11 protein-coding genes are annotated in these 13,035 nt (G+C 32.1%); 4 read left to right on the top strand and 7 right to left on the bottom strand.

What is annotated here, in order from left to right:
- Nucleotides 1–6: 6 nt before the first annotated feature.
- From Q0807_RS09075 to Q0807_RS09065, 3 genes are read right to left on the bottom strand one after another with little or no spacing between them, the layout of a single operon-like run.
- Nucleotides 7–492 carry a DUF2271 domain-containing protein gene (locus Q0807_RS09075; protein WP_299108848.1) on the bottom strand — a complete coding sequence of 162 codons (486 nt, stop codon included), beginning with the start codon at nucleotides 490–492 and terminating at the stop codon, nucleotides 7–9.
- A gap of 10 nt (nucleotides 493–502) precedes the next feature.
- Nucleotides 503–1,981, bottom strand: a complete 1,479-nt coding sequence (locus tag Q0807_RS09070; RefSeq protein WP_299108846.1) for an ankyrin repeat domain-containing protein — start codon at nucleotides 1,979–1,981, stop codon at nucleotides 503–505.
- 1 nt (nucleotide 1,982) lies between these two features.
- Nucleotides 1,983–2,891: a DUF6607 family protein gene (locus Q0807_RS09065; protein WP_299108844.1), complete on the bottom strand. Its 909-nt coding sequence runs from the start codon at nucleotides 2,889–2,891 to the stop codon at nucleotides 1,983–1,985.
- A 103-nt stretch (nucleotides 2,892–2,994) separates the two neighbouring features.
- Here Q0807_RS09065 and Q0807_RS09060 point away from each other — a divergent pair, with 103 nt between their 5' ends.
- The 4 genes from Q0807_RS09060 (at nucleotide 2,995) to Q0807_RS09045 (ending at nucleotide 9,118) form a co-directional block, all read left to right on the top strand.
- Entirely contained in the window at nucleotides 2,995–5,130 is a 2,136-nt protein-coding gene (locus Q0807_RS09060) for a TonB-dependent siderophore receptor (RefSeq protein WP_299108842.1), read from the top strand.
- 12 nt (nucleotides 5,131–5,142) lie between these two features.
- Nucleotides 5,143–6,225, top strand: coding sequence for an HmuY family protein (locus Q0807_RS09055; RefSeq protein WP_299108840.1), 1,083 nt, complete (start codon nucleotides 5,143–5,145; stop codon nucleotides 6,223–6,225).
- An 83-nt stretch (nucleotides 6,226–6,308) separates the two neighbouring features.
- Nucleotides 6,309–7,562, top strand: a complete 1,254-nt coding sequence (locus Q0807_RS09050) for a T9SS type A sorting domain-containing protein (protein WP_299108838.1) — start codon at nucleotides 6,309–6,311, stop codon at nucleotides 7,560–7,562.
- Between the two features lie 119 nt (nucleotides 7,563–7,681).
- Nucleotides 7,682–9,118 carry an FG-GAP-like repeat-containing protein gene (locus tag Q0807_RS09045; RefSeq protein WP_299108836.1) on the top strand — a complete coding sequence of 479 codons (1,437 nt, stop codon included), beginning with the start codon at nucleotides 7,682–7,684 and terminating at the stop codon, nucleotides 9,116–9,118.
- A gap of 42 nt (nucleotides 9,119–9,160) precedes the next feature.
- On the opposite strand, the gene Q0807_RS09040 is transcribed toward Q0807_RS09045, so the two are convergent.
- The 4 genes from Q0807_RS09040 to Q0807_RS09025 are packed head-to-tail and all read right to left on the bottom strand — an operon-like array spanning nucleotide 9,161 to nucleotide 13,003.
- Complete coding sequence (locus Q0807_RS09040; protein ID WP_299108834.1) at nucleotides 9,161–9,787, bottom strand: carbonic anhydrase; 627 nt, start codon at nucleotides 9,785–9,787, stop codon at nucleotides 9,161–9,163.
- A gap of 5 nt (nucleotides 9,788–9,792) precedes the next feature.
- Nucleotides 9,793–11,655, bottom strand: a complete 1,863-nt coding sequence (locus Q0807_RS09035) for a SulP family inorganic anion transporter (RefSeq protein WP_299108832.1) — start codon at nucleotides 11,653–11,655, stop codon at nucleotides 9,793–9,795.
- 42 nt (nucleotides 11,656–11,697) lie between these two features.
- A complete protein-coding gene (locus tag Q0807_RS09030) occupies nucleotides 11,698–12,381 on the bottom strand; it encodes a DUF2490 domain-containing protein (RefSeq protein ID WP_299108830.1) in 684 nt (227 codons plus the stop codon).
- On the bottom strand, nucleotides 12,374–13,003 hold the full coding sequence (locus Q0807_RS09025) for a carbonic anhydrase family protein (RefSeq protein ID WP_299108828.1): 630 nt from the start codon (nucleotides 13,001–13,003) through the stop codon (nucleotides 12,374–12,376). Before Q0807_RS09025 ends, Q0807_RS09030 begins: the two co-directional genes overlap by 8 nt.
- Nucleotides 13,004–13,035 lie beyond the last annotated feature (32 nt).

The following is a 13,035-nucleotide window of genomic DNA, read 5'->3' as shown; positions in this document are numbered from 1 at the left end:
AAACTTCTAATTTGGCATCATACGCACGTAACGTATAAAACCTGTACCTTCTTTTTTACTCTTTACGGTTTCTGATGTTAACTCAAATTCCACATCTTTAGTGTAATATTCTTGGTCTTCTACGGCAGTTTCAAAACGAATACTGTAACCCGTATTTATTTTAGAATCTTCGATATCAATAACACTTATACTTCTTGCTCCACCTGCAATAGTTGCACCTGTAATGGCATCAATTTTTGTGCGTTTTTTACCGTAAAACTTCCACCATTCAGATATATCATGATACCATTCATCATCATCGCCTTGCACGTACAATGTTTTTTCGTATTCGCCTTCAGGATTTATTAATGAAATAACAACATAGGCATTTTCACCTGTGTAATTAATCATCTGAATCATACATTTATATGATGATGTTTCTACTGGAGTTGTAAATGAAAGCAATGCTATTGCTAAAGTTCCTATGACGAAAATTGACTTTAATTTTTTCATTATTTACTATTTATTTTAAAAAATCTAAATTGATTTTATTGGATTTTAAAATTTCGTTTTCTAGTGCTAAATCATAAGCTGTCTCTCCAAAATCAGTAGTAGCATCTTTTGTTGCTCCTATAGAAATTAAATGCTCTAAAATTTCTGTATTTTTTGCTTGTAAAGCTGCAAGATGTAAAGCTGTATTTCCGTCATTATTTTTAGAATTAACATCTATTTTAAATGAATTTATAAGCTTTAAAAGGTTTTTACTTTGCTTTAGTGTTGCTAAATGATAGAGTGTGTTTCCGTTTTCTTGAGGTTTTGAAATATCTAAACCATTTTCAGTTAATAACTCTAATTTCTGTTTAAATTCATCTTCTTTTCTATTTGAAAAAGACGCTATTAAATATGACGTAAGATTATTTTTATTGGCATCTAAAACAGCAACATCTGCTTTGTTTTCAATTAAAAAACGAACAACTTCTAATCCATTATTTGCAACTGCTATTGCCAAAGCAGATTCTCCTTTTTTATTAACTTGGTTTATATTTTTAAGCTGACTAAATAATAAGCTGACTACCTCTAAATTATTTCGCTTTGCAGCATTTAAAAATGGTGTATTTCCATAATCATCTGATGCGTTTACATCTAACCCTTTTTTAAGAAAATATTTAATCAACTCAATATCTTCAGTCTTGCCTGCCAAAATATGTAAAGGTGTTTCGTTTTTAATAGTTGCTTTTTCAGGATGTAAACCAACACTTTCTAAGTATTTGTAAAAGTCTAATGTATTTGTCTTACCTCTTGTACCATAAGCGGCAAAAAGAAAAGCATTATCGTTTCCTTTTACCCCTTTTTTAAGTAACTGATTAAGTAAATCTATATTACCCGTTTTTGCAACATAATTAAATATGCCATTTCCATCTGTATCTACACTATTTAGCTCTAATCCTTTTGAGGTAAAATAATTTATCAATGCAAAATCTTTGTCGTAAGGTGCAGACAACAGCAATGCATTAGCGCCTTTTGGTGTCACATCTACTTTTAAATTTGCACCGTTAGCGATACACAAATCATAGACTCTAGTATCTTGTTGCCCTGTACTTGCAGCAAAATTTAAAATGGTATTTCCTTTATCGTCCGTTAGATCTGTTTTTGCACCTTTACTTAGTAAGTACTCCATAAACGCCACATTCCCCTTATAAGCTGCCCAAAAAATGTAAGTTCTACCATCATGAGTGAGCTTATTAACCTCATTTCCATTTTTAGATTGAATGTGTTTTATAGTTTCAATCGGTGCGTTTTGTAAAATAGCATAAACTACAGCATCAAAATTATTACTGTTGGCTTCGGTAATATTGTGCCCTTCTTTAATTTTAGCCTCAACAGTTTCTATTGTTGGGTTTGTATCCCAAAAATCTCTCTGTAAAAACACATTGTCTTGTGCAAAAATTTGTAGACTTAAAAATAGTACGGTAACCGAAAGTATGTTTCTTAAATAACTCATATTATTTCTTAACGAAAGATTCAATTACTGGGTTAATTTCTTCTGCTGTTTGGTATTTTTCTTTATCAAATAAGTATTTATACAATACTTTATTATCAACTTTTTCTTCTAATACTAAATCTTTATTTCTAGCAAATACTTCATCCCATTTTGCTCTAACTAAAGCCCATTTTACTTCATTTTTTTTCCAATAATCTTGAGCCGCAACACATTTAACATCTTCAACTTTTACATAAGTATTATGTCCTTTTTCTTGAGCCAAAACAACATCTTCTTTAGCATCCTCCCGTATGATTTTGTCGTTGTCTTGATCATGAATCCAACCGTTTTCAACTATTTCATGCCTATTAGTTCTCAGAGTAACATTGTAGTCACTTCGTTTTGTGTACTCGCGTCTAGGTAAAGGTGCAGAGGTTGTACTTTCCCAATAACTTTTTCCATCTACGTGAACCCAAGTTGCAGAACCTTCGTAACGCGGACTATCATCTACTTGAAATACTTTTTGTGTCCATTGTCCTTTTACCTCTTTTTTAGGAAGACTAATAAACGTCCATTTGTTATTATGATCAAACTCATATAAATCGGTGTTTTCAAACTCCCAATCTTGTCGCCAATGTTTTACGATGTATGGCTGTTCTTTAGAACCAACGATTAATAAATGCTGCATAGAAATTTTGTCAGATTCATCTTCTACTAACTGAACCCACTCTAAACCTTTATCGTGCTTTGTTTTAGAAGGGACATAAGTTGAATCTTCTGAATACTCAAAAGTTTCCGCAAAATTAAATGTCACTTCATAACAACCGCACATGTCTTTAATGGCTTTTTGGTCTTGTTTTTTCTTGTTTTGGGCGTTGCTTGAGAAAGAGAATGCAAAAATTAAAATTGCTAGTTGTACTAATTGTTTCATTTTAAAAGGTTTGTTTTCTATGATTAAAAAAAATTGAAAATAATCTATTCTTATTTAGATTGAATTAAAATAACTTATATATTTGCAGCAAAAATAATCAAGAATGATTCTAAATAAAAAATATTTATACATTTATTTTTCTTTTTTTTTCTTTTCAATGTCTTTCTCCCAAGAAACCACTAAAAAGGATTCTATAAAACTAGGGTCACTTGATGAGGTTGTTGTTACGGGACAATACAATCCCACATCAATTAAAAAATCAGTACATAACGTTATTGTTATCAACAGAAAACAGATTGAACAGGTTGCCGCAAACAACCTTGCAGACTTACTTAATTTCAATCTTAATCTCAACATTATTCCTAACGCCCAAACGGGACGATCAACCATTTCTTTTTTTGGATTAGACTCTCAATATTTCAATATTCTAATTGACAATATTCCTATGGTTAGTGATAATGGCTTTGGAAACAACATTGACTTAACGCAAATAAACCTTGATGATATAGAGCGCATAGAAATTGTTGAAGGCGCTATGGGAGTTGAGTATGGTGCTAACGCTGTATCTGGAGTAATTAATGTTATTACCAAAAAATCTATTGGTAATGATTGGCGCATACAAGCCTATCTCCAAGAAGAAACGGTAAGTGATGAATATGCTTGGTTTGATGAAGGCAGGCATATACAATCCTTAAGTATTGCACACAATATCAATGAAAAATGGATGGCTAAAATTGGAGCAAATAGAAATGATTTTGCTGGATTCTTAAATACTAAACAAGGACGAGACTATTATGAAAATGATGGTTATAGAGGTTATGAATGGCTACCCAAACAGCAATTAACAACAAATGCATTATTAAATTATAAAGGCGATAATTTTAGAATCATCTATAAATTTGAATACTTCAATGAACAAATAAATTATTTTGATTCTGCGGTAAGAGCGAATATAAATACAGAAAACCAAACTAGTAATCCGTCTGCTACAGATAAAATATTTACAACAAATAGGTTTGTAAATAATATAAATATTGACGGAAACCTAAACTCTGGTGCTAATTACAATGTTGCCTTATCTTATCAGCAACAAGAACGTGATTTAAATGAGTTTAACTACTACATTCTAAGTAGAGAACGCAGTAATGAATCTGATGAAACCTACCAGTCTAGTAAAGTTTTGTTCTCAAAAGGTACTATTGGAAATTTAATTAAAAGCGATTTTTACAACTTTCAGTTAGGTTATGAAGCGCGTTATATGGAAGGTTTTGACACACAAGCTTCTGGCAGTGTTACGCAACAAGACAAAACAAATAGACAAACTAATTTGGCAGTTTTTGCATCTACGGAATTAAATCTATCTAAAAACTTTTCCTTACGTCCTGGTGTAAGATATGAGCATAATACACTTTTTGATTCAAAACTATTAGGATCATTGAGCGCACGTTATTTAATGAAAAATGGTTTTGAACTTAGAGGAAACATTGGCACATCTTACAGAGTTCCTAATTTTGAGGAGCTCTATTATTACTTTGTAGATTCAAATCATGATGTGCAAGGTAACGAAAACCTAAATCCTGAAAATGGGTATTCTGCATTTATAAATTTAAAGAAAAGAAGTTGGTTTAATGATTTCTCCTTAGTTAATAATTTAAAATTTAGCTACTTAGATGTTTCGGATAAAATTGATCTTGCAGTAGTCAATGCTACACCTTTACAATATCAATATATAAATATTGACACCTATAAACTCATGGGTTTTTCTATAGAAAACACGTTAAGAGCTAATGATTTTTCTTTCAATTTAGGTGCTACACTTCAAGGTATTTCAAGAATTAACAGCAATGAAGATAATAGTAACGACGAGTTTCTTTATAACATTCAAGTTAATACAAGTGCTTCATATTATTTAGAACCATGGGAAACAGCCTTCACTTTGCTCTTAAAATATAATGGAGAGCAAGAACAATACTACGCTTCTGGTTCAGATTCAGAAGGTAATTCTACGTTTTCTTTAGCAAAAACAGATGCCTACAGTTGGGTAGATGCTTCGGTAAAAAAATCATTTTTAGACCGTAAAATCGATGTTACTCTTGGAGCTCGTAACCTATTTGATGTTAAAAATGTAAATATTAGTAACACCACATCAGGTGGTACACATAGCACTAGTAATAGCTCGCTATTGTTAGGCTATGGACGTTCATTTTATCTAAAACTATTATATAATTTAAATTTTTAAACACTAAATATCATGACAAACAAATTAATTAAAATCGCATTATGTTTATGCATTATAGCATTTTCAAGTTGTGAAAAAGATGATGGACCTTCTGGACCAATAGATATTGTAATTGAGGGTGCAACAGCCACACCTGACGTTGGAGGTTCTAACGAAGAAAATCAAGTTTATGTAGATTTAAGTGCTAACACATCTACTACTGTACAAAGAGACTCTTGGGACTTAGGTTTTTATTCTGGTTCGGATTTTAGAGTCGCTATTAATGGTTCAATTTACATGGCAACAGCTCAATTATCCTCAACAGATATAGACGTTATAAGTTCTACAACCACTGAAGTACAAGACCTACAACCACAAGTAGCAATTGGAACTTTTGATGCTGATAATATGGAATTTATTGATGCTCCATTTGGGCAAATTACAGAAACTGCAATTGAAGGTATTTCTTCTACAGATTCTGATAATCCCGTTTATTTAGTGAACTTAGGATATGAAGTTGGAACTGAAGCTGCAGCTACAGGAGGCGTTACTGTTGCCGGAGACGCTAGAGGATGGAAAAAAATTAGAGTACTGCTAGATGGTAATGATTATGTGCTTCAATATGCCGATTTAGATGATACCACACACCAAGAAGTTACAATTTCTAAAAACAGTGCTTATAATTTTACCTTCTTTAGTTTTAATACTGAGTCTGAGGTAAGCGTTGAACCAGAAAAAACCGATTGGGATTTAAATTTTACTGTATTTACTAATGAAATTGAAGGATACGGCTCTTATGGTTATTCAGATTTTGTAGTAACAAATACAAAAGGAGGTGCTGTTTCTTATAAGATTGATACGGAAACAGATACGTACACCTACGAAGATTTTACTTTATCTGATGCTTTATCAATTGCTTTTGATAATGACCAACGTAACATAGGTAGTACTTGGAGAGTTGGTGGAGGACCAAGTAGTTCGCCTGCATTAATAGATACAGTTTTCTATATAATAAATGACACAGCTGGTAACTATTATAAAATGCAATTTTTAGCCATGTATAGTGACGATGGTGAACGTGGTCATCCAAAATTTGTTTACAGCTTACTACAATAAAGACAACAACTAAAAAAGAGTAGTTCGCTACTCTTTTTTTACAACTTAAATCAAACTTTAGAATCATTTTAAATAACAGACCAATGAAAAGAACATTACAATTTTTAACTTTCGTATTAATTAGCGCTACGGCCTTCGCACAAGAAACCGTAGTCAACTTATCTATGCAACCTAGTTACACTGACCAGGTGTATTACAAATTAAGTACAGAAACAGCCACATCTTTTACAGCTAATTCTTGGGATATTGCTTTCTTAAGAACAAGCTCTTATAACTTTGGAATGCGCGTTAATAGTGGTATTGGTATAGAAGTTTTTGAGGCTGCTAGTACAGCCACGGACTATAATACAGTTGATGTAGCTAATGAAACCAATTGGACACCGCTTTACAATAGTGAAACAACATGGAGTGGTGGTGCCTTTGAACAAGGCTCAGCTACTTATGGATTTGGTGAGTATAATCCCGTTACACATGGTGTAGACGGAACCATTGTTTTTGTTTTAAAATATGCTGATGGTACCTACAGAAAATTTATCAACGAGAGTTATGCTGCTGGCTATACTTTTAAATATGCCACTTGGGATGCAAATACATCCGCTTGGAGTGCTGATCAAACTGTAACGATACCAAACACTAATAACCCAGATAATAAATACAACTATTATTCTTTACAAAATAATGCAGAAGTAGTTGCAGAACCAGCAATTGCAGATTGGGATTTTGTATTTACAAAATATGCGACAGATTATTTTGGTGACGGTACAGTATTTTACCCTGTAACTGGTGTTTTACATAGTGATGAAGTAACTGTGTCACAAAACGATGAACCAAGCGGTATGCCAACTAGCCCTAATCTTAATTATTCAGACGAAATCAATACCGTTGGTTACGATTGGAAAACTCTAAACGCTTCGTACACTTACGACATCAACTCTAACCAAGCCTATTACGTTAAATATACAGATGATACAGTATATAGATTATATTTTACAGCTTTTGGAGGTAGTAGTACAGGCGATATAGAATTTAATTTTGAAAATGTAACTAACGCTCTAAGTATTGAAGACGTTAACACTTCCGTTTCTTTCGGTATCTATCCTAATCCCTCAACAGATAAACAAATCAATTTGATTTACGATGTTAATCCTTTAAACTCTAACAGTAATAGTGTTTCTATTTTCTCTATAACAGGCAAAAAAGTATTTGAAACTAACTTAAATTCAAAGGGAGGTTTCTATAACAAATCTCTAGATTTATCATCCTTAGCTGATGGTGTTTATGTACTACAATTTGCATCAGGAAATCAGAGTATTACTAAGAAACTTATTCTAAAATAGCGGATAACCTATTTAATTTTAGAAAAAGAAGAGTGTAAAATCAACTCTTCTTTTTTTATCATATTTCAAACTTTAGAATCATTCTAAATAATGAATCAATTAACAGAAAATAAAAAATCATGAAAACACAAAAGCTAATAATCCTCTTATTTATTGTAGTACAATTTTCTTATTCACAACAATTTACCGAAAATACCGAAGTTAGTTTAACAGGTATTCTTTATGGCGAAGCTACATGGATAAATAGAGACAATAGTGGTAAGGATGAATTATTAATTTCTGGCTACGATACTAATTATAATGCTTTTTCCGGACTCTACTCTTATCAATCAGATGACATAGGCTTGTTACCTATTACTATTGACCCTTATTATTTCTCATCAATTGGGAAATTAGATTATAACAACGACGGAATTACCGATTTTATTATTATTGGATATGACTCAAACGATACAGAAAATAGTGTATTATATATAAGTGACGGAAATGGTTCATATACTAGTGAAACTTTAAATATACCAGGAACTTCTAATGGAAAAATGAAAATAGAAGATTTAAACAATGATGGTTTAAGCGACATAATAGTTACAGGATCTGCTTCTGATTACAGTTACATTGCAAAACTATATTTACAAAATACAGAAGGTGATTTTATAGAATCTATGGTGCCTTTTTTTGGAAGTACTTATAGTAGTATAACAACTTTTGATGCCAATAATGATGGACATATAGATGTATTACTTACTGGTTTTAGTAATAATTACACACCAGAAACAAAACTATATTTTAATGATGGCTCTGCTGGTTTTACGGAGAGTACAAATTCTACATTAGGAGCTGTCTATTTTTCAACTTCGAGCGCTGCAGATTATGATAATGATGGAGACATAGACGTATTACTATCAGGATTTAATTCCTCTTATGTCCCTTCTACTGTCTTATACAATAATGATGGTAATGGAAACTTTACCGAAAACCCTCAAGCAACTTTAAAACAACTTTATTGGGGAACTTCTAATTTTGTGGATTATGATAGTGATGGAGATTTAGACCTATTCATATCTGGTGCAGATTCTAACGTATTGGCATATGCTAAGTTTTATAAAAACACAAATGGAAATTTCATAGAAGATACAAATGCAGAAATAGGCATTTACGGAACATATGTTAGTTCGGCTGATTGGACTGATTATGACAATGATGGTGATTTAGACTTTGTATTAAATGGACTTAATAGCAATAATGATGCTATAACAAAAGTTTATACCAATCAACAAGAAAGTTTAGATGTACATGATTTTGCATTGCATATTGACTTTAGCGCTTATCCAAATCCAACAACTAACAAGATTGTTAATCTGCTATTTGATGAAAGCAAACTATCTTCTTCTAGTAAGATTACTATATATTCAAATATTGGACAAAAAGTCTTTGAAAAAAGACTGAAAAACGATTTTAATAAAACTCTCCAATTAAACTCATTAACTGAAGGCATCTATTTATTAGAGCTAAGTTCAGGAAGTTTTAAAACAACGCAAAAAATAATTTTAAACTAATATCAAAAAAGAGCCACTATAGAAATAGTGGCTCTTTTACTTTTAATCTAAATGATAAATTTCCATAATATCATTGAGATATTTTTCAAAATCTATTTTTAAGTCTATAAGCTTACCAGTGTGAACATCAAAAACCCAACCATGCACTTTTAGACCACGATCTCTAAACGCTTTTTGTACAGCTGCTGTTTTAATAAGATTAACACATTGCTCTTTAACATTAAGTTCTACTAAACGATCATATTTCTTAGATTCATCTTTAATAGCATTAAGCTCATCATGATGCATTCTGTAAACATCTCTAATATTTCTTAACCAACCATTTAAAACGCCTAAATCTGCAGACTGCATTGCGGCTTTTACGCCTCCACATTCATAATGTCCGCATACTACAACGTGATTCACCTTTAAATGCGTTACTGCGTAATTAACAACAGACATTCCGTTTGCGTCTGTACCTACAATCATATTAGCGATATTTCTGTGAACAAAAACATCACCAGGCCCTAATCCCATAAGTTCCTCAGCTGCAACGCGACTATCTGAACAACCTATAAATAATAATTCAGGGTTTTGTCCTTTTCCTAATTCTTCAAAATAATTAGAATCAACAGCTAATTTAGCTTTAATCCATTCTTCGTTATTTCTAAAAACATTATCTAAATCCATAACATCTAAGATACGTCTTCTACATTACTTCTCACCCATTTTAAGCAAGTTTTAAAATCTTTAAAAATATGCTCATTAGGAATAAAATCAGGAATAATATCAATACGTTCCATCATGTATCTAGGCTGTTTTAAAAGACCTACAAACAATACTTCTACATCATTTTTCTTCAATTCTTGCAGCATATCTTCCATAGCATAAAGACCCGATTGGTCCATATACTGCATACGTCCTAAACGCAAAATAACGGTTTTGGCAGTATTTGGAATTTGCTCTGTTAAAGCCTGAAAATCACTTGTAGACCCAAAAAATAATGGTCCTTTTAAGTGTTTTATAAAAACTTCTTCTTTTAATTGTTGTGGAAAATCGGATTCGTCCTCCCAAGCTTCTTCTTTTAATGACTTAACATCTGATCGTTCTGCTGTTAAATCGCCTATTTTCTTCATAAACATTAGAGAAGCAATTACAAGTCCAATCCCTACAGCATAAATTAAATCCCAAAATGTAGATAGTAATAATACAACTAGCATTATTAAAACTTCTGAACTTAATTTTATTGGCCCAAATTTGATGTCTTTAGGTAAACTAGGAATCGCTTTAAGCCCCTTATAATCCATTACACCAATACCAACAGTTATTAGTATACCTGCTAAAACTGCAGCCGGAATTTTAGATGCAACAGGGGCTAATACTAGCATAATTAATAATAACATAACACCAGCAATCATACCAGACAACCTTGTTTTTCCTCCTGCATTAATATTCACTACGGTTCTTATCGTTGCTCCAGCTCCAGGAATTCCTCCAAAAATAGCACCAATACTATTTCCTATACCTTGACCAATTAATTCTTTGTTGGGTTTATGTTTGGTTTTTGTCATATTATCAGCAACTACACTAGTTAATAAAGAATCTATAGCTCCTAAAAGCGATAATGTAAGTGCTGTAAAAATATAAGGTGTTATACTTCCTAAACTAAAACTGGTAAACATTTCTAGTCGTGGAATTGGAATACCACCTGGTATTTCGGAAATTGGTCTGTAGCCTAAATTAAACCCATAGGCAATACCAGACATAATAACCAATGCAACCAATGTGCTTGGTATGGCCGTTGTAATTCGTTTAAAACCATAAATAATTAAAATAGTTCCTAATGCTAAAATAAGCTCTAACCAATTAATATTTTTTAATGCTCTTGGTAATACTTTTAATGCTCCTATTGTACCTGAGGCTTCTTTTGCTGCCAAGGTTTGAGATTCATTTAAAACTTGTTCTGGTGTAATTGAATGCGCACGATTAATGGTTTCTTTAAAATCCTCTAAAACCAAAATACCCTCACCTGCTTCTTCTTTTAAAATATTTTCGAGAATAACTTCTTCGGCTTGAGGTTTAAATTGTTCTACAAACGCTGCGTCTTCTTTAGGATAATACCCAATAGATGGCAGTATTTGTGTCAATAGAATTATAACACCAATAGCTGTCATAAAACCAGAAACAACAGGATAAGGAATATACCTTATATACTTACCTACACCTATAAAACCTAAACCAATTTGAATAAGACCTGCTAATAAAAATACGCTAAGGATAGCTGGCAAAGCCTTTTCTACACTCCCATCATTTGCTGCAACAATACCTGCAATTATAACCATACTTACTGCTGTCATTGGTGCGGTTGGTCCAGATATTTGTGTAGCTGTGCCTCCAAAAAGAGCAGCAAAAAAACTAATAAAAATGGCACCATACAGACCTGCTTCTGGTCCTAAACCTGAAGAAACACCAAAGGCTAATGCTAATGGCAATGCTACAATTCCGGCTGTAATACCTCCAAAGGCATCACCTTTAATATTAGAAAACAAGTTCTTCATAGTTTAGTTATTAGTATTTTTTATAAAGTAATAAATATTTCGCTATAAGTTGACAAATGCTATCAAATTTATTTGATCTCTTCCTGATTTTTCAAAGAATTGATTCATGTAACCTAATTCAAATCTTAAATTATCTGAAAATTTATAACCTAAGCCTCCAAACACCCTATTTCTATCAAAAACTGAGGACTCCGTATTTAAAAATATCTCGTTATATAAAGACACATATAATGGGTTATTTCCTCCTTCCTTGTATTGTAATGGAATTTTAAGTCCTAAGAAATACCGTAAACGCATTTTAAAATCACTTTCAACAAAACGCTGTTCAAAACGATAGCGATGACTTAAACTCACTTTACCTACATTTTGCTTTGTTGTGAATTGCTGAAATATACGATGTTCATTTACAGAGACCTTATCATCAGATTCACCTATATTATTTTCAGACAAAATATAACCATAACCTAGCAAAAGGTTATTCCCTTCTGTAAGATTGTAACCCACTCCTGTTCTTAATAATAATTGCTCTAAATCACCAATTGCATTATAATTTCTATACTGAACTTCGTTATGGATGTTCCATTTAGAATTTAGTTTTTTGTTTCCAATATAGATTAACCAGTTTCCTAAGTTACTACCTTGGCCTAAGGCAAAAAAAGGCAGCAGTAACACAAGGGTTAGTGCTGCAATTTTATTTATTTTATTTTTAGGTCTTCTTCTATTCATAGAACTTCACTTCACCAGTATTTACATCATACATGGCACCAATTATTTTAATCTCACCTGCTTTTTCCATTTCAGTAAGTACTGGACTTTCTGCATGAATTCTATCAATCATTAATTCCACGTTCATATGTGATACCTCATCTACAAACTCTAAGTTTTTAGATGTTCTTAAACTTTCGTCTTTTGGCTCTTTAACCGCATTAACTGCTGGTGTTATTTTTTGAACTAACTTAGTTAAATTACCCATTTCTGCATGATCACACGCTCCTTTTACTGCACCACAACTAGTGTGTCCTAAAACTACAATAAGCTCTGTACCTGCTAACTTGCATGCAAATTCCATACTCCCTAAAATGTCTTCATTTACAATATTACCTGCAACACGAACACTAAAAATATCACCTAACCCTTGATCAAATACCAACTCAGCAGAAACTCTAGAATCTATACAACTTAAAATAGTTGCGAATGGAAACTGCCCTTCACTTGTATCATTAACTTGTTCTAAAAGGTTTCTATTAGCTTTTAAATTATTTTGAAACCTTAAGTTTCCTTCTTTTAAATATTGTAATGACTTTTCAGGTGTCATTGTTGCTTGTGTTTCTTTTGTATGTGCTTTCATAATGTTTTGTTTTTACGTTTAATTAAAATTGT

The organism is uncultured Winogradskyella sp. (genome assembly GCF_947495255.1).
GTDB lineage: Bacteria > Bacteroidota > Bacteroidia > Flavobacteriales > Flavobacteriaceae > Winogradskyella.
The sequence above is the reverse complement of the archived record's forward strand: the minus strand, read 5'-3'. Positions and strand labels throughout refer to the sequence as shown.